Raw genomic sequence first — 16,233 nt, forward strand, 5'->3', positions numbered from 1 at the left:
CCGCCCGTTCGTCCCCGTGCAAGGAGTCCGTACCCCATGACGTCCACCGTGCCCAACGCCGTCGAGCACGCAGACGCGCAGCAGCCGCCGATCACCATGTTCGGCCCGGACTTCCCGTACGCCTACGACGACTTCCTCGCCCACCCCGCGGGTCTCGGGCAGATACCCGCGACCGAGCACGGCACGGAGGTCGCGGTCATCGGCGGCGGGCTCTCCGGCATCGTCGCCGCGTACGAGCTGATGAAGATGGGCCTCAAGCCCGTCGTCTACGAGGCCGACCAGATCGGCGGCCGGCTGCGGACCGTCGGCTTCGACGGGTGCGACACCTCCCTCACCGCCGAGATGGGCGCGATGCGCTTCCCGCCGTCCTCCACGGCCCTGCAGCACTACATCGACCTGGTGGGCCTTCAGACGCGGCCGTTCCCCAACCCCCTCGCGGAGGCGACCCCGTCGACCGTCGTCGACCTCAAGGGCGAGTCGCACTACGCCGAGACCATCGACGACCTGCCGCAGGTCTACCGGGACGTCGCCGAGGCCTGGAACCGCTGCCTGGAGGAGGGCGCCGACTTCTCCGACATGAACCGGGCCCTGCGCGAGCGGGACGTGCCGCGCATCCGCGAGATCTGGTCCCGGCTCGTCGAGAAGCTCGACAACCAGACCTTCTACGGCTTCCTGTGCGACTCGGAGGCGTTCAAGTCCTTCCGGCACCGCGAGATCTTCGGCCAGGTCGGCTTCGGCACCGGCGGCTGGGACACCGACTTCCCGAACTCCATCCTGGAGATCCTGCGCGTCGTCTACACCGAGGCCGACGACCACCACCGCGGCATCGTCGGCGGCTCCCAGCAGCTGCCGCTGCGCCTGTGGGAGCGCGAGCCGCGGAAGATCGTCCACTGGGCCCTCGGCACCTCGCTCGCGACCCTGCACGAGGGCGGCGAGCCCCGCCCGGCCGTGACCCGTCTGCACCGCACCGCCGGCAACCGGATCACGGTGACGGACGCCGACGGCGACATCCGCACCTACAAGGCGGCGATCTTCACCGCCCAGTCCTGGATGCTGCTGTCGAAGATCGCCTGCGACGACTCGCTCTTCCCGATCGACCACTGGACGGCGATCGAGCGCACCCACTACATGGAGTCAAGCAAGCTCTTCGTCCCCGTCGACCGGCCCTTCTGGCTGGACAAGGACGAGGAGACCGGCCGGGACGTCATGTCGATGACGCTCACCGACCGCATGACGCGCGGCACCTACCTCCTCGACGACGGCCCGGACAAGCCCGCCGTCATCTGCCTGTCGTACACCTGGTGCGACGACAGCCTGAAGTGGCTGCCGCTGTCCGCGAACGAGCGGATGGAGGTCATGCTGAAGTCGCTCGGCGAGATCTACCCCAAGGTCGACATCCGCAGCCACATCATCGGCAACCCGGTGACCGTCTCCTGGGAGAACGAGCCCTACTTCATGGGCGCGTTCAAGGCGAACCTGCCCGGCCACTACCGCTACCAGCGGCGCCTGTTCACGCACTTCATGCAGGACCGGCTGCCCGAGGACAAGCGCGGCATCTTCCTCGCCGGCGACGACATCTCCTGGACGGCCGGCTGGGCCGAGGGCGCGATCCAGACCGCCCTCAACGCGGTCTGGGGCGTCATGCACCACCTCGGCGGCACGACCGACCCGACCAACCCGGGGCCCGGCGACGTGTACGACGAGATCGCGCCGGTGGAGCTGCCGGAGGACTAGCGGCACAGCGGCGGTCCGCCCAGGGGCGTGAGCAGCATGCGCCCCGCGAAGCCCACCGCCGTGTCCAGCCGCTCGGTGAACTCCCCGGCGATGTCGGGGAGTTCACGCAGGGCCCACAGGGTACGGGCCGCCGTCCAGGCCGCGTCGCGGGCCCGCTCCAGGCTCCAGGAGCCCAGCAGGTGGGTCAGCGGGTCGGCGATCTGGAGGAGATCGGGGCCCGGCATCAGATCTTCGCGGATGCGCTCCTCCAACGAGACGAGGAGATCGCCCACGGTGTCGAACTCGTCCTCCAGCTCGGCGGGAGCGCAGCCGAGCGTACGGCAGGTGTCGACGACGGCCAGCGCGAGATCATGCCCGATGTGCGCGTTGATGCCCGCCAGCGCGAACTGCAACGGGCGTACCCCGGGATGCCGGCGGAACTGGAACAGCGGTCTCCAGCAGGCCGGCGGAAGCCGCTCCTCCGCCACCGCCCCGACGGCGTCCAGATATCGCTGGGCGAACCGTACGTCCAGCGTGATCGCGGCGCGCGGGTCCGCGAACCGCCCGGTGTCGACGTACCGGTCCACCTCCTCCGTCACGGCGAGGTAGACGCGGTTGAAGACCGCCACCCCGTCCCGCGGGTGCAGGGCCGCGTCGAGGGCGCGCATACGGCGGATGACTCCGTCGACCGGTGTGTCCACGGCTGGGGGGACTTGTTCGCATCGCGGCATGCGGGCAGAGTCCCAGCTTCAGACTGCCGGGAGCACCGGTGGGCCCGGCGCTTCCCCGAAACGGGGGACCACCGCCCGCCGCAGGGGGAGGGGGAGCACCACCGTGTCAGGCTCGCGTGCGCAGCGCCTGGCCGCCCGCCGGGCCGCGCGCGGGCGTGCCGCCCGGCGCGGCGCGATGGTCGCGGCGGCCTCGTTCGTGGTCGCGGCGGGAGTCGTCGCCGGGACTCTGTCCGCCTTCGACGGCGACCGGCGCGGTCCGGAGCGGGCCAGGACTCCCGAGGTGACCGCCTCCCCGCGCCTGGCGCCGCTGCCCGCGCTGCCGTCGCCGTCCCCGTCCGCGTCCGACGCCGAGTCGTCGGCTCCCGCATCGGCGAGCGCCAGTCCCTCGCCGTCCCCGTCGAGGAGCGGGGCGGTGCGGCCGCGGCACGGCACCGCGCCGGCCGGACGGCTCTACCGCCATCCCGGCTCCCAGGTGCTCGACTGGGTCCGCACCCACTCCGGCGACCCCCGGCACGCGGTCATCGCGTCCCGCATCGCCGAGCAGCCGGCCGCGGTCTGGTTCGCCGACTACGCGCCGGACACCGTCACCGCCCGGGTCGCCGCCGTCACCTCGGGCGCAGCCGCCCAGGGCCGGGTGCCCGTCCTGGTGCCGTACGCGATCCCCGGCCGCGACTGCGGCGGCCACTCCCAGGGCGGAGCGCCCGGTCCGGACGCCTACGACGCCTGGATCGACCGGTTCGCCGCCGGGCTGGGCTCCGGCGAGGTCATCGTCGTCCTGGAGCCCGACTCGGTCGCCCAGGCCGCCTGCCTCTCCGCCGCTGAGCGTGCCGACCGCTTCGCCTCCCTGGCCCGGGCCGGACGCGTCCTGAAGGATGCCGGCCCGCGGGCCCGCGTGTACTTCGACGCGGGCCACTCGGGCTGGAACGCGCCCGGCAAGCAGGCCGCCTGGCTGCGGCAGGCCGGTGCCGCCTCGCCCGGTTCCTCGGACGGGATCTTCAGCAACGTCTCCAACTTCCACACCACCGCCGACGAAGCCGCCTACGACCGGAGGGTCCTGGACGCGCTCGGCGGACCGGCCGGCCTCGGCGCCGTCATCGACACCAGCCGCAACGGCAACGGCGCCCCGGCCGGGGGCGAGTGGTGCGACCCGGCCGGCCGCAAGCTCGGCCGGACCCCGACCCTGGACACCGGCGAGGCCCGTATCGACGCCTGCCTGTGGGTCAAGCTGCCGGGCGAGTCGGACGGCTGCAGGGGCAGGCCGGGGACGTTCACGCCGTCCTACGCCTACGACTTGGCGTCGTCGTAGGAGGAGGTGCCCTCGTCCAGCAGCGGGGCCTGCGTCTTCAGATGGGCCGGTGCGAAGGCCCGCAGGGCGTGGTAGCCGGTGATGACGACGAGGGTGCCGAGCGCGATGCCGCTCAGCGAGAACGTGTCCGTGAACTCCAGGGAGACGTTGCCGACGCCGATGATGATGCCCGCGGCGGCCGGGACCAGGTTCAGCGGATTGCGCAGGTCCACCTCGGCGTTGATCCAGATCTGCGCGCCGAGCAGGCCGATCATCCCGTACAGGATGACGGTGATGCCGCCGAGCACCCCGCCCGGGATCGCCGCGACGACCGCGCCGAACTTCGGGCAGAGGCCGAACAGCAGGGCGAAGCCGGCGGCGGCCCAGTAGGCGGCCGTGGAGTAGACGCGGGTCGCGGCCATCACGCCGATGTTCTCGGAGTACGTGGTGTTGGGCGGGCCGCCGACCGCGGTGGACAGCATCGAGCCGACGCCGTCGGCCGCGATCGCCGTGCCGAGCTTGTCGTCCAGCGGGTCGCCGGTCATCTCGCCGACCGCCTTCACGTGCCCGGCGTTCTCCGCGACCAGCGCGATGACGACCGGCAGGGCGACGAGGATCGCCGACCACTCGAAGGACGGGCCGTGCAGCGTCGGCAGCCCGATCCAGTCCGCCTGGCCCACGCCGGACAGGTCCAGCCGCCAGTGGTCGGTGACCTTGCCGCTGCCGTCCGCCGAGTGGATCTTCCCGAAGACCAGGTCGAACACCCAGGAGACGCCGTAGCCGAAGACCAGGCCCAGGAAGATCGCGATCCGGGACCAGAACCCGCGCAGGCAGACGACCGCCAGGCCGGTGAACAGCATCACCAGCAGGGCCGTCCACTGGTCCTGCGGCCAGTACGTCGCGGCCGTCACCGGCGCCAGGTTGAAGCCGATCAGCATGACCACCGCGCCGGTGACGATCGGCGGCATCGCGGCATGGATGATCCGCGCCCCGAACCGCCGCACGGCGAGCCCCACCAGGAACAGCGCGGCCCCGACGACGAAGACCGCGCCGGTGACCGTGGCGCTGCTGCCGCCCTGCGCGCGGATCACCGCCGCCACCCCGACGAAGGAGAGCGAGCAGCCGAGGTAGCTGGGCACCCGGCCACGCGTGGCGAGCAGGAACACGACGGTCGCGACGCCCGACATCATGATCGCCAGGTTGGGGTCCAGACCCATCAGGACCGGAGCCACGAACGACGCCCCGAACATGGCCACCACGTGCTGGGCGCCGAGCCCGGCGGTGCGGGGCCAGGAGAGCCGCTCATCGGGCCGGACCACCGCGCCGGGCGCCGGGGAGCGTCCGTCGCCGTGAATTTTCCAGCGGACGCCGAGATCCATGGGGGTGTCGCTTTCGTCGTGCGGGCAGCTGAGTCCGGACCATTGTCGACGCTGTCCGGGTGTGCTTCGCACACGTGAGCGTCCGCTTAGGATGATGTTCGCTGTAGTGAGCACCGATCCCGCACGCCAGGAGCCCCGCACGTGACCGCCGAAGCCCTGTCCACCCCCGCCCTGTCCCACGGCCGGCTGGTCCCCGTCACCGTCCACTTCGACGACCTCGACGCGCTCGGACTGCTGCACAACGCCCGCTACCCGCTGCTGGTGGAGCGGGCCTGGGTCGAGCTGTGGCAGGAGCGGGGCATCCGCTTCGACGGCGACTGGGCGGCCGCCGGCGACGCCTGCAACGCGGTCAGGGAACTGCGGATCGGCTACGAGGCCCCGGTGAACCGCCCGGGCACCTACGCCGTCCACCTCTGGCTGGAGCGCCTGGGCACGACCGGGCTGACGTACGGCTTCCGCTTCTGCTCCGCGGACGGGGCGACCACGTACGCCCGGGGGAGCCGGGTGCTGGTCCGGCTGGACGCCGCCACCCTGCGCCCGGCCCCCTGGAGCGAGGAGTTCAGGGCCGCGGGTCGGGAACTGCTGCTTCCGGCCGGCTGACCCTCGACCGCTCGCCGGGGCGCAGCACCCCCGCGAACGCCAGCAGGCCACCCGACAGCACCGTCACCAGGCAGAACGACACCATCAGGCTCGTCGCCTGGGCCAGCATGCCGATCGCGCTCGGCGCGATCAGGCCCGAGGTGTACGTGATCGTCGCGACACCGGCGATGGCCAGGCTCGGGTTGGAGCCGCTGCGCCCGGCCGCCGCGAAGCACAGCGGCACGACGACGGCGATGCCCAGCCCCATGAGCGCGAACCCGGTCATGGCCGTCGCCGGGTGCTCCGCGACGACGATCAGCACTCCGCCGAGCACGGCGAACACCCCGCTCGCCCGCACCGTCCGCACGGCGCCGAAGCGGTCCACGACCTTGTCACCGGCGATCCGGGCGAGGGCCATCGTGAGCGTGAAACCGGTCGTGCAGGCCGCCGCCAGACCGGCCGAGGTCTCCAGCTGCTCGCGCAGGTAGACCGCCGACCAGTCCAGGCTGGCGCCCTCCGCGAACACCGCGCAGAACCCGATCGCGCCGATGAGCAGCGCCGACCGGGGCGGCAGCGCGAACCGCGGCGGCGGCGCCTCGTCCTCGGCGGGCTGCAGGTCGAGCACCCACTGGCAGCACAGCACACCGACGGCCGTGAGGACCACGGCGGCCAGGGCGTGGTGCAGCCGGGCGTCCGAGCCGAGGTGCGCGGCGAGCGTGCCGGCCGCCGAGCCGATCAGGGCGCCCGCGCTCCACATGCCGTGCAGCCCGGACATGATCGAACGGCGCAGCCGGTTCTCGACCTCGACGCCCAGCGCGTTCATCGCCACGTCCGCCATGCCCGCCGTGGCGCCGTAGACGAACAGGGCCAGGCAGAGCGTGATCAGGTTCGGGGCGAGCGAGGGCAGCACCAGCGACATCGTCCACAGGGCGATGAGCCCGCGCAGCGCGTTGCGGGCGCCGAAGCGGTGGCTGATGCTGCCGGCCAGCGGCATCGCGACGGACGCGCCCAGCGCCGGGAAGGCGAGCGCGATCCCCAACTGGCCCGCGCTCACGCCCGCGTGGTCCTGGATCCACGGCACCCGAGTGGCGAAGGAACCGGTCACCGCCCCGTGCACGGCGAAGACGGCGGCCACGGCGTACCGCGACCGCTTCACCTCGCGCAGTTCGTCGACCACCTTGCCCATTCTGCGGCCCCCCTCCGGTCTCTCCGCGGTGCGCACACGACGTGCGCGCGTAAACTATCAGGAACCCTGCCTGATAATAAGAGGTTTCCCGGCGGACCCGGCCCGCGGACCCGCCGATCTGGAAGGATCCCGGCATGCCCGCATCCCCGAGCACCGCCCGGGCCATCAACGACCGGCTCGCCCTGCGTCTGCTCCAGCAGGAGGGCCCGCTGACGGCAGGGCAGTTGAAGCAGCTGACCGGTCTGTCCCGGCCGACCGTCGCCGACCTCGTCGAACGCCTCACCGCCGCCGGCCTGATCGCGGTGGTCGGCGAGGCGGGGGAGCAGCGGCGCGGTCCCAACGCCAAGGTGTACGGCATCGTCGCGGACCGGGCGCACCTCGCGGCGCTGGACGTGCGGACGGAGGGTGTCGCCCTGGCCGTCGCGGACCTGGTCGGCCGGGTGCTGGCCGAGGCGTCGGTGCCGATCGGCGACGACGCGGGGACCGGTCCCGCCGTCGAGCAGGCGGTCGCGCTGGTCGAGCGCGCGGTGAAGGAGGCCGGCGCGGACCGGCTGCACACCGTCGGCATCGGGGCGCCCGGGCTGATCGACCCGGCCAGCGGCGAACTCCGCGACTCCTCCGGGCTGCCGGAGTGGCACCGCCGCCTCGTCGCCGCCCTGCAGGAGCGGCTGCCCGAGGCCCGGGTGAGCGTGGAGAACGAGACCAACCTCGCGGCGCTCGCCGAGCAGCGCGACGGGGCGGCCCGGGACCGCGACACGTTCGTCCTGCTGTGGCTGGGCCACGGCACGGGCGCCGCGGTCGTCCTCGACGGGGCGCTGCGCCGCGGCGCCTCCGGCGGCACCGGCGAGATCGGCTTCCTGCCGGTGCCCGGCACGAGCGCGCTGCCGTCCGCGACCGACTGCGAGGGGGGCTTCCATTCGCTGGCCTCGTCGGCCGCGGTGGTGGAGCTGGCGGCGGAGTGCGGGCTTCCCTTGGGGGGCCACGCGGCGGCGGAGTGCGGGCTTGCCGTGGAGGGCCACGGGGCTCCGGCGGCGGGGGAGGAGCCGGCTGTGGTGCGCGCGGCGGCCGCGGTGGTGCGGTCGGCCGCGGAGCTGGTGGGGGAGGAGGACGCGGGCGCCGGCCCCGCCACCCGCTTCCTGGACGCCCTCGCCGGCCGTCTCGCCGTAGGTGCCGCCTCGGTCGTGGCGATCCTCGACCCCGGTTGCGTGGTGCTCGGCGGCGAGGTGGGCCGGGCGGGGGGCGAGGAGCTCGCCCGGCGCGTGCAGGAGCACCTCGCCCGGATGACACCGCTGCCGACCGAGGTGCGGCCGACCCGGCTCGGGGGCGGCGCCGTTCTGCGCGGTGCCCTCCTGACGGCACGCGACCGCGCCCAGGAGGAGCTGTTCACGGCGGGGGAGCGGCCGGGGCGGCCGCCGGCCGGGCGGTAGGGCCGCGAGGCGTGGAAGGCCCGACGGCGGGCAAGGGCCGTCGTCACCGCCGCCGGGCCGGTCACAGGGGCGGTGCCGAGCCCGGCGACGACCCTAGAAAGGACTAGACCACTGAGTCAATAGGTATGTACCACAACGCGTCGTCAATCCCCGCCGCCGCAGCGGACGTCGGGGCACCCGTCGCGCACGGGAAGGGTGGGGACACGGTCTGTGAGCCACCCCACACCCCCTGCCTCTCTGAACGTGGATCAGGCGTGGCACACTGGCCCTGTACCAGTAGCAGCGCACTCCGGGGTCGGTGAAAGTCCGAACCGGCGGTTACAGTCCGCGACCCGGTCGCCTCCAGCGGCCGGTTGACCAGGTGAAATTCCTGGACCGACGGTTAAAGTCCGGATGGGAGGCAGTGCGCGGCGAGCGGGCATCCATGCGCGCCGCCGATGAAGTCCGTCCTCTGGGCGGTCTCCGTTCCGGCGTCGTCCCCGGTGTCCCCGCTCGTGTTCTCTGCCGTCCTCGGCAGCCCCGGAGTCCGTGCCCGAAGAGGCAGGAGGACCCGGGAAGTGTTCACCGGAATCGTCGAAGAGCTGGGCGAGGTCACCGCCGTCGAGACCCTCGACGACGCCTGTCGCTTCCGCCTGCGCGGCCCCGTCGTCACCCAGGGCGCGAAGCACGGCGACTCGATCGCCGTCAACGGCGTCTGCCTCACGGTCGTCGACCACGAGGGCGACGAGTTCACCGCCGACGTCATGGCCGAGACGCTCCGCCGCTCCAGCCTCGGCGCCCTCCGGGCCGGCTCCCGCGTCAACCTCGAACGCCCCATGGCCGTCGGCGAACGCCTCGGCGGGCACATCGTGCAGGGCCACGTGGACGGCACCGGCGAGATCCTGGAGCGCGAGCCGTCGGAGCACTGGGAGATCGTGAAGATCTCCCTCCCCGCGGACCTCACCCGGTACGTCGTCGAGAAGGGCTCCATCACCGTCGACGGCATCAGCCTCACCGTCGTCGACGCCGCCCCCGACCACTTCACCGTCAGCCTCATCCCCACCACCCTCGCCCTGACCACGCTCGGCCACAAGCAGCCCGGCGACCCGGTCAACCTCGAGGTGGACGTCATCGCCAAGTACGTCGAGCGCATGCTCGGCGACCGCGCGCAGGGGGCGGCCCGGTGAACACGCTGAACTCCGAGGCGTTCGTCCTCTTCGGCCAGCACATCCTCTGGTCCGACATGGTCGGCAACCTCTTCGGCCTGGCCGCCCTCGCCCTCGGCTGGCGACGCTCCCTCTGGACCTGGCCCGTGCAGTTCCTGGCCGGGCTCATCCTCTTCGGCGCCTTCTTCGGCCACCTCACCGGCAGCGCGGGCAAGCAGGCCGTCGTCATGCTCGTCGCCCTGTACGGCTGGTGGCAGTGGCAGCGCGGCAAGGGCCGGGCGGAGGACGGCCAGATCGCCGTGCGGTTCGCCACCCGGCGCGAGCGCGCCGCGATGGCCGCGGCCGCCGCCGCGGGCACGGTCGCGGTGGCGCTGCTGTTCACGGCGTACCCCACCCTGTCCTGGGACCCCTGGCCGGACGCCTACATCTTCGTCGGCACCATCGTCGCGATGTACGCCCAGGCCCGCGGCATGGTCGAGTTCTGGTTCGCCTGGCTCCTCGTCGACCTGGTCGGCGTCCCCCTCAACTTCGCCAACGGCTACGCCTTCTCCGGCTTCGTCTACGTCATCTACGGCGCGCTCGTCCTGTGGGGCCTGCGCGACTGGTGGCTGCGCTCGCGTCAGGCCGCGCGGCCCACCCTGGAAGGAGCGCCGGCATGAGCACGGCACCGATCCTGTACAGCACCGACGGTGCGTTCGAGGACCTCGCGCTCGACCCCGTCCAGCAGGCCGTCGCCGATATCGCGGCGGGCCGCCCGGTCGTGGTCGTCGACGACGAGGACAGGGAGAACGAGGGCGACCTCGTCATCGCCGCCGAGAAGGCCACGCCCGAGATCGTCGCCTTCATGATGAGCGAGTGCCGCGGCCTGATCTGCGCCCCCATGGAGAGCGACGAACTGGACCGCCTGCGGCTCCCGCAGATGGTCGAGGACAACACCGAGTCGATGAAGACCGCCTTCACGGTCTCCGTCGACGCCTCCGCCGCGCACGGCGTGAGCACCGGCATCTCCGCCTCCGACCGCGCCACCACGCTCCGGCTGCTCGCCGACGGGGTCTCCGGCCCCGACGACTTCGTCCGCCCCGGCCACATCTTCCCGCTACGCGCCCGGCCCGGCGGCGTCCTCACCCGCAACGGCCACACCGAGGCCGCCGTCGACCTCGCCCGGCTCGCGGGCCTGCGCCCGGCCGGCGCCATCGTCGAGATCGCCGGCGAGGACGGCCGCATGCTGCGCCTGCCCGAGCTGGTGCCCTTCGCCCGCAAGCACGGCCTGACGATCATCTCCATCGAGGACCTGATCGCCTACCGCCGCAGCAGCGAGCCGACCGTGCGCCGCGAGGCGAAGACCCAACTGCCCACCGCGCACGGCACGTTCACCGCCTACGGCTACCGCTCCACGGTCGACGGCGTCGAGCACGTCGCCCTGGTGCACGGCGAGATCGGCGACGGCGACGACGTCCTGGTGCGCGTCCACTCCGAATGCCTCACCGGCGACGTCTTCGGCTCCGCCCGCTGCGACTGCGGCCCCCAGCTGGACGCCTCCCTGGCCCGCATCCAGTCCGAGGGCCGCGGCGTGGTGGTCTACCTGCGCGGACACGAGGGCCGCGGCATCGGTCTGATGTCCAAGCTGCGCGCCTACGAACTGCAGGAGCGCGGCCGCGACACCCTCGACGCCAACCTCGAACTCGGCCTGCCCGCCGACGCCCGCGACTACGCCGCCGGCGCGCAGATCCTCGCCGACCTCGGCGTGCGCGGCGTCCGCCTGCTGACCAACAACCCCGACAAGACCGACGCGCTCGTCCGCCACGGCATCACGGTCAAGGCCCGTGTGCCGATGCCGGTGAGCGCCGGCGAGCACAACCTCCGCTACCTGCGCACCAAGCGGGACCGGATGGGCCACGACCTGCCCTGGCTGGACACGACCACCGTGCCGGCCTGCGGCAACCAGTAAGAGAGCGCAAAGGGAGAGACGTGAGCGGCAAGGGTGCACCGGAGCTGACCGTACGCAATGTGGGTGACCTCCGGGTCGCCGTCATCGCGGCGCAGTGGCACGAGAAGGTGATGGACGGTCTGGTCGACGGCGCCCTGCGCGCCCTGCACGACCTGGGCATCGACGAGCCGACCCTGCTCAGGGTCCCCGGCAGCTGGGAGCTCCCGGTCGTCGCCAAGGTCCTCGCGGGCCGCGGCTACGACGCGATCGTCGCCCTCGGCGTCGTCATCCGCGGCGGAACCCCCCACTTCGACTATGTGTGCCAGGGCGTGACCCAGGGCCTCACCCAGGTGTCCGTCGACACCGGCGTCCCCGTCGGGTTCGGCGTACTGACCTGCGACACCGAGGAGCAGGCCCTCGACCGCGCCGGAATCGAGGGCTCCAGCGAGGACAAGGGGCACGAGGCGGTGACGGCGGCGGTGGCGACCGCGGCGACGCTCCGCTCAGTATCCGAACCCTGGCGCTGACGGAAGCCACCTGTGGCATAGGCTGAGCGTCACCATGTCCAAGAAGACGTTCGAGGAGCTCTTCGCCGAGCTCCAGCACAAGGCCGCTCAGGGCGACCCCGCCACTTCCCGTACCGCGGAACTGGTCGGGAAGGGCGTCCACGCCATCGGCAAGAAGGTCGTCGAGGAGGCCGCCGAGGTGTGGATGGCCGCCGAGTACGAGGGCAAGGAAGCAGCCGCCGAGGAGATCTCGCAGCTGCTCTACCACGTCCAGGTGATGATGGTCGCCCGCGGCATCTCCCTCGACGACGTCTACGCCCACCTGTAAGCCGCACCCGTCCCCGCACGACACATACGCAAAGGAAGCCGACCTCATGCTGCGCATCGCCGTCCCCAACAAGGGTTCCCTGTCAGGCCCTGCGGCGGAGATGCTGCATGAGGCCGGCTACCAGCAGCGCCGCGACTCCAAGGAACTGCGGATCGTCGACCCGACCAACGAGGTCGAGTTCTTCTACCTGCGCCCCCGCGACATCGCGATCTACGTCGCGTCCGGACAGCTCGACATCGGCCTCACCGGCCGGGACCTGCTGATCGACTCCGGCGCCGACGCCGAGGAGATCCTGCCGCTGGGCTTCGCCCGCTCGACCTTCCGGTTCGCCACCAGGCCGGGCACCGTCGGCGGCGACCTGGCGGACCTCAAGGGCAGGACGATCGCCACCTCCTACGAGGGCATCGTCGACAGGCACCTCGCCGAGCACGGCATCGACGCCTCCGTCGTGCACCTCGACGGGGCCGTCGAGACCGCCATCCAGCTCGGCGTCGCCCAGGTCATCGCCGACGTCGTCGAGACCGGCACCTCCCTGCGCAACGCGGGCCTGGAGGTCGTCGGCGAGCCGATCATGCAGTCCGAGGCCGTCGTCATCCGCCGCACCGGCGCCGACGGCGACGACCCCAAGGTGCAGCAGTTCCTGCGGCGCCTGCAGGGCGTCCTGGTCGCCCGGACGTACGTGATGATGGACTACGACTGCCGCGTCGAGCAGCTCGAGAAGGCCGTCGCGCTCACCCCCGGCCTGGAGTCGCCGACCGTCTCCCCGCTGCACAACGAGGGCTGGGTCGCCGTCCGCGCGATGGTCCCCGCCAAGGAGGCGCAGCGGATCATGGACGACCTGTACGACATCGGCGCCCGGGCCATCCTGACCACGGCCATCCACGCCTGCCGGCTCTGAGGGGCGCCCACCGATGTCCGACCTGCCCACCCTGCCCGTCACCTTCCGGCCGGGCAGCACCCGCGCGGTGCTGATCGGTGCCGCCGTCGCGATCTTCGTGGTGATCACCGCCGTCGCGATGCTGCTGAAGCTCAGCCCCGGCGAGCGGCTCAGCTTCGTCTTCACGGCGCTCCTGCTGGACGCCGTGCTGCTCCTGCTGGCGCGGCCCAAGGTCGTCGCCGACGAGGACGGCGTCACTGTCGTCAATCTCACCAACAAGCGCCGGCTGGAGTGGGCGGAGATCCTCCAGGTGACCCTCCGGCCCGGCGACCCCTGGGTGTTCCTCAACCTCAGCGACGGCACCAGCCTGCCCGCCCTCGGCATCCAGCCCGGCATCGCCAGGCAGCGCGCCCTCACCGACGCCCGGGCCCTGCGGGCGCTCGCCGAGGCCCGTTCCGTCGCCCGCCCCGAGCCGCGCCAGGACTGACCGGCGGAGCCCGCGGGCGGCCGCCACTGCCGCACCGGGCCGTGTCTTGATTAATCTGTTGGCGGAGGCGCGAACGGACGCGCCTCCGCCCCTGCCGCCCCGCCCGGTGCGCCAGGGGCTCCTGCTAACCGAGGAGTGACCCTCTCCGGCGATGGACGGATCGTCCTGCAGTACCTGCGCCGCCCCCTGCCGACATAGCGCGGACCGCGTCCGCGACCGTGCGGAGGCGGCGGCATCATGACCATCCCCCTGCTGCTCCTGGCAGCCGCGTTCCTGCTGATTCTCGCCAACGGATTCTTCGTGGCGGCCGAATTCGGCCTCGTGACGGTCGAGCGGGCGGAAGCCGAGAAGGCCGCCGCCGAGGGCGACCGGCGCGCCCGGCGCGTCGTCGCGTCACTCAAGGAACTGTCCTTCCAGCTCTCCGGCACCCAGCTCGGCATCACCATCACCTCCCTCGTCGTCGGCATGCTCGCCGAACCGGCGCTCGCCGGGCTGCTGCACGGCCCGTTCACCTCGCTCGGCATCCCCCGAGGAGCCGTCCCCGGGGTCACGGTCGTCGTCGGCATGCTGGTGGCCTCCGCCGTGCAGATGGTGATCGGCGAGCTCCTGCCCAAGAACTGGGCGGTGTCCCGGCCGCTGCAGGTCGCGCGTTTCGTCGCGGGCCCGCAGCACGTCTTCGCCCGGCTGTTCCGCCCGGTCATCGCGGGCCTGAACGCCGTGGCCAACCGGCTCGTACGGGCGCTGGGCATCGAGCCCACCGAGGAACTGGCCTCCGCCCGCACCCCCGGCGAACTGGTCTCCCTGGCCCGCCACTCCGCCCGCGCCGGCGCCCTGGAGCAGGACACGGCCGACCTCTTCGTGCGGACCCTGTCCCTGGGCGAGCTGACCGCGCAGCACGTGATGACGCCGCGCGTGAAGGTCAGCGCCCTGCAGTCCTCCACCACCGCCGAGGACGTGGTCAACCTGACCCGCGCCACCGGCCTGTCCCGCTTCCCCGTCTACCGGGAGCGGATCGACGAGGTCGTCGGCATGGTCCACCTCAAGGACGCCCTCGCGGTGCCCGTGCAGGACCGGCTGCGCACGCCCGTCGGCCGGATCGCCCGCCCGGCGCTGCTCGTCCCCGAGACCCTGCCCGTGCGCCCGCTGCTGGCCCGGCTGCGCAGCGAACAGCCCATCGCGGTCGTCGTCGACGAGTACGGCGGCACCGCCGGGGTCGTCACCCTGGAGGACATCGTCGAGGAACTCGTCGGCGAGGTCCGCGACGAGCACGACGGGCACGACCTGCCCGAGCTGGTCTCCGCCCCGCCGGAGGACGGCAGGCCCGCCTGGGACGTCGACGGCAGCTGCCGGGTCGACGTCCTGCAGCGCATAGGCCTGGACGTCCCGGAGGGCCCGTACGAGACGGTCGCCGGCCTGATCGCCGACCTGCTGGGCCGCATCCCGGCCGTCGGCGACCGGGCGGAGCTGCCCGGCTGGCGCCTGGCGGTGCGCCAGGTCGGCCACTACCGTGCGGAGCGGGTCCGGCTCGTGCGGACCGCCCCCGTGGCCGCCAGGGCGGAGGCCGCCCGATGAGCGTCCTGCAACTCCTCTTCGCCGCGCTGCTCGTACTCGCCAACGGTTTCTTCGTCGGCGCCGAGTTCGCGCTGGTCTCGGTACGCCGCAGCCAGATCGAGCCGCTCGGCACGGCCCGGGCCCGGCAGGTCCTGCACGGTCTGGAGCGGCTGCCGCAGATGATGGCGGCGGCCCAGTTCGGCATCACCGTGTGCTCGCTGACCCTCGGCGCGGTCGCCGAGCCGACGGTCGCGCATCTGCTGGAGCCCGTCTTCGAGTGGGTCCACCTGCCGCACGGCGTGATCCATCCGCTCACCTACGTCATCGCCCTCGCCGCCGTGGTCTTCTTCCACCTCGTCATCGGCGAGATGGTGCCGAAGAACCTGGCGATGGCGGCGCCGGAGAGGGCCGCGCTGTGGCTCGGCCCCGGACTGGTCTGGTTCGCGCGCTTCTGCAGGCCCATCACGGCCGCCCTCGGCGCCTGCTCCCAGGGCATCCTGCGGCTGTTCAACGTCGAGCCCAAGGACGAGGTGGAGGCCGTCTTCACGAGCGAGCAGCTCAACCGGCTCGTGGAGGACGCGGGCCAGGCGGGCCTGCTCGACCCCGAGGAGGCCGAGCGCCTGGAGGACGCCCTGGAGCTGGGCTCCCGCCCGGTGACGGACGTCCTGCTCCGGCGCGAGTGCCTGGTGACGGTCAGCCCGTCGGTCACGCCCGGCCGGATCGTGGAACTCACCGCCCGCACCGGCTACTCCCGCTTCCCGGTCGCCGCGGACAGCGGCGCGTTCATGGGCTACCTGCACGTCAAGGACGTCCTGGACCTGGAGGACTCGGACCGGGCCGTGCCGCAGCAGCTGTGGCGGCCGATGACGACCCTGCGGCCGGAGCTGCCGCTGGACGACGCGCTGACCGTGATGCGGCGGGCGGCGACGCACCTGGCCCAGGTGGCCGACAAGTCCGGGAAGGTGCTCGGTCTTGTGGCACTGGAGGACGTACTGGAGCTGCTGGTGGGAGAGGTGCGGGATCCCGCGCATCGCCAGGTGCACGAGGTACGGCTGACCGAGCCGAGGTCGGGCGAGGAGGTGTTGGCGACGTAGCGCCCGGCCCTCTCGCCG

16 protein-coding genes and 1 riboswitch are annotated in these 16,233 nt (G+C 72.6%); of the genes, 13 read left to right on the forward strand and 3 right to left on the reverse strand.

The features are described from left to right. Positions 1 to 36: 36 nt before the first annotated feature. The gene (locus ABZY20_RS28895) at positions 37 to 1,734 is read left to right on the forward strand and encodes an NAD(P)/FAD-dependent oxidoreductase (RefSeq protein ID WP_356445122.1); all 1,698 of its coding nucleotides are present in this window, start codon (positions 37 to 39) and stop codon (positions 1,732 to 1,734) included. Here ABZY20_RS28895 and ABZY20_RS28900 read toward each other — a convergent pair. Next, a complete protein-coding gene (locus tag ABZY20_RS28900; RefSeq protein ID WP_356445124.1) occupies positions 1,731 to 2,444 on the reverse strand; it encodes a DUF5995 family protein in 714 nt (237 codons plus the stop codon). The two genes, ABZY20_RS28895 and ABZY20_RS28900, sit on opposite strands and share 4 nt — an antisense overlap. A gap of 175 nt (positions 2,445 to 2,619) precedes the next feature. On the opposite strand from ABZY20_RS28900, the gene ABZY20_RS28905 reads away from it, so the two are divergent. Further along, complete coding sequence (locus tag ABZY20_RS28905; protein ID WP_356445239.1) at positions 2,620 to 3,750, forward strand: glycoside hydrolase family 6 protein; 1,131 nt, start codon at positions 2,620 to 2,622, stop codon at positions 3,748 to 3,750. Here the strand turns inward: ABZY20_RS28905 and ABZY20_RS28910 are convergent. Next, entirely contained in the window at positions 3,729 to 5,108 is a 1,380-nt protein-coding gene (locus ABZY20_RS28910) for a solute carrier family 23 protein (RefSeq protein WP_356445125.1), read from the reverse strand. The genes ABZY20_RS28905 and ABZY20_RS28910 overlap by 22 nt on opposite strands. Positions 5,109 to 5,249: 141 nt before the next feature. Between ABZY20_RS28910 and ABZY20_RS28915 the strand changes: the two genes are divergently transcribed. After that, positions 5,250 to 5,708 carry a thioesterase family protein gene (locus ABZY20_RS28915; RefSeq protein ID WP_356445127.1) on the forward strand — a complete coding sequence of 153 codons (459 nt, stop codon included), beginning with the start codon at positions 5,250 to 5,252 and terminating at the stop codon, positions 5,706 to 5,708. Here the strand turns inward: ABZY20_RS28915 and ABZY20_RS28920 are convergent. Continuing rightward, positions 5,668 to 6,873, reverse strand: coding sequence for an MFS transporter (locus ABZY20_RS28920; protein ID WP_356445129.1), 1,206 nt, complete (start codon positions 6,871 to 6,873; stop codon positions 5,668 to 5,670). The two genes, ABZY20_RS28915 and ABZY20_RS28920, sit on opposite strands and share 41 nt — an antisense overlap. 134 nt (positions 6,874 to 7,007) lie before the next feature. Between ABZY20_RS28920 and ABZY20_RS28925 the strand changes: the two genes are divergently transcribed. The 10 genes from ABZY20_RS28925 to ABZY20_RS28970 all read left to right on the forward strand — a co-directional run bounded on the left by ABZY20_RS28925 (position 7,008) and on the right by ABZY20_RS28970 (position 16,215). Continuing rightward, a complete protein-coding gene (locus ABZY20_RS28925; RefSeq protein ID WP_356445130.1) occupies positions 7,008 to 8,300 on the forward strand; it encodes an ROK family transcriptional regulator in 1,293 nt (430 codons plus the stop codon). A gap of 280 nt (positions 8,301 to 8,580) precedes the next feature. After that, a riboswitch (FMN riboswitch) is annotated at positions 8,581 to 8,711 on the forward strand. Between the two features lie 146 nt (positions 8,712 to 8,857). Next, positions 8,858 to 9,466, forward strand: a complete 609-nt coding sequence (locus ABZY20_RS28930) for a riboflavin synthase (protein ID WP_356445132.1) — start codon at positions 8,858 to 8,860, stop codon at positions 9,464 to 9,466. Further along, a complete protein-coding gene (locus ABZY20_RS28935) occupies positions 9,463 to 10,104 on the forward strand; it encodes a nicotinamide mononucleotide transporter family protein (RefSeq protein ID WP_356445133.1) in 642 nt (213 codons plus the stop codon). Before ABZY20_RS28930 ends, ABZY20_RS28935 begins: the two co-directional genes overlap by 4 nt. Further along, positions 10,101 to 11,393: a bifunctional 3,4-dihydroxy-2-butanone-4-phosphate synthase/GTP cyclohydrolase II gene (locus tag ABZY20_RS28940; RefSeq protein ID WP_356445135.1), complete on the forward strand. Its 1,293-nt coding sequence runs from the start codon at positions 10,101 to 10,103 to the stop codon at positions 11,391 to 11,393. Before ABZY20_RS28935 ends, ABZY20_RS28940 begins: the two co-directional genes overlap by 4 nt. A 20-nt stretch (positions 11,394 to 11,413) precedes the next feature. Next, positions 11,414 to 11,899, forward strand: a complete 486-nt coding sequence (ribH, locus tag ABZY20_RS28945; protein ID WP_356445137.1) for a 6,7-dimethyl-8-ribityllumazine synthase — start codon at positions 11,414 to 11,416, stop codon at positions 11,897 to 11,899. 34 nt (positions 11,900 to 11,933) lie between these two features. Next, positions 11,934 to 12,206 carry a phosphoribosyl-ATP diphosphatase gene (locus ABZY20_RS28950; RefSeq protein WP_070030020.1) on the forward strand — a complete coding sequence of 91 codons (273 nt, stop codon included), beginning with the start codon at positions 11,934 to 11,936 and terminating at the stop codon, positions 12,204 to 12,206. Between the two features lie 46 nt (positions 12,207 to 12,252). Continuing rightward, on the forward strand, positions 12,253 to 13,104 hold the full coding sequence (gene hisG / locus ABZY20_RS28955) for an ATP phosphoribosyltransferase (protein ID WP_356445139.1): 852 nt from the start codon (positions 12,253 to 12,255) through the stop codon (positions 13,102 to 13,104). Between the two features lie 13 nt (positions 13,105 to 13,117). After that, a complete protein-coding gene (locus tag ABZY20_RS28960; protein WP_356445141.1) occupies positions 13,118 to 13,570 on the forward strand; it encodes a PH domain-containing protein in 453 nt (150 codons plus the stop codon). A gap of 237 nt (positions 13,571 to 13,807) precedes the next feature. Beyond that, positions 13,808 to 15,142 (forward strand): hemolysin family protein, encoded by a 1,335-nt coding sequence (locus ABZY20_RS28965; RefSeq protein WP_356445143.1) that lies wholly within the window; start codon positions 13,808 to 13,810, stop codon positions 15,140 to 15,142. After that, positions 15,139 to 16,215, forward strand: coding sequence for a hemolysin family protein (locus tag ABZY20_RS28970; protein WP_356445145.1), 1,077 nt, complete (start codon positions 15,139 to 15,141; stop codon positions 16,213 to 16,215). The genes ABZY20_RS28965 and ABZY20_RS28970 overlap by 4 nt, the downstream gene beginning before the upstream one ends. Positions 16,216 to 16,233 lie beyond the last annotated feature (18 nt).

Origin of the sequence: Streptomyces sp. NPDC006624 (assembly GCF_040611555.1) — a bacterium.
Classification (GTDB): domain Bacteria; phylum Actinomycetota; class Actinomycetes; order Streptomycetales; family Streptomycetaceae; genus Streptomyces.

Coding starts and splice junctions, on each gene's coding strand:
- ABZY20_RS28940 (WP_356445135.1), top strand. CDS start 10,101: ATGAGCACGGCACCGATCCTGTACAGCACCGACGGTGCGTTCGAGGAC.
- ABZY20_RS28960 (WP_356445141.1), top strand. CDS start 13,118: ATGTCCGACCTGCCCACCCTGCCCGTCACCTTCCGGCCGGGCAGCACC.
- ABZY20_RS28925 (WP_356445130.1), top strand. CDS start 7,008: ATGCCCGCATCCCCGAGCACCGCCCGGGCCATCAACGACCGGCTCGCC.
- ABZY20_RS28905 (WP_356445239.1), top strand. CDS start 2,620: ATGGTCGCGGCGGCCTCGTTCGTGGTCGCGGCGGGAGTCGTCGCCGGG.
- ABZY20_RS28965 (WP_356445143.1), top strand. CDS start 13,808: ATGACCATCCCCCTGCTGCTCCTGGCAGCCGCGTTCCTGCTGATTCTC.
- hisG (WP_356445139.1), top strand. CDS start 12,253: ATGCTGCGCATCGCCGTCCCCAACAAGGGTTCCCTGTCAGGCCCTGCG.
- ABZY20_RS28920 (WP_356445129.1), bottom strand. CDS start 6,873: ATGGGCAAGGTGGTCGACGAACTGCGCGAGGTGAAGCGGTCGCGGTAC.
- ABZY20_RS28950 (WP_070030020.1), top strand. CDS start 11,934: ATGTCCAAGAAGACGTTCGAGGAGCTCTTCGCCGAGCTCCAGCACAAG.
- ABZY20_RS28910 (WP_356445125.1), bottom strand. CDS start 5,108: ATGGATCTCGGCGTCCGCTGGAAAATTCACGGCGACGGACGCTCCCCG.
- ABZY20_RS28900 (WP_356445124.1), bottom strand. CDS start 2,444: ATGCCGCGATGCGAACAAGTCCCCCCAGCCGTGGACACACCGGTCGAC.
- ABZY20_RS28895 (WP_356445122.1), top strand. CDS start 37: ATGACGTCCACCGTGCCCAACGCCGTCGAGCACGCAGACGCGCAGCAG.
- ABZY20_RS28970 (WP_356445145.1), top strand. CDS start 15,139: ATGAGCGTCCTGCAACTCCTCTTCGCCGCGCTGCTCGTACTCGCCAAC.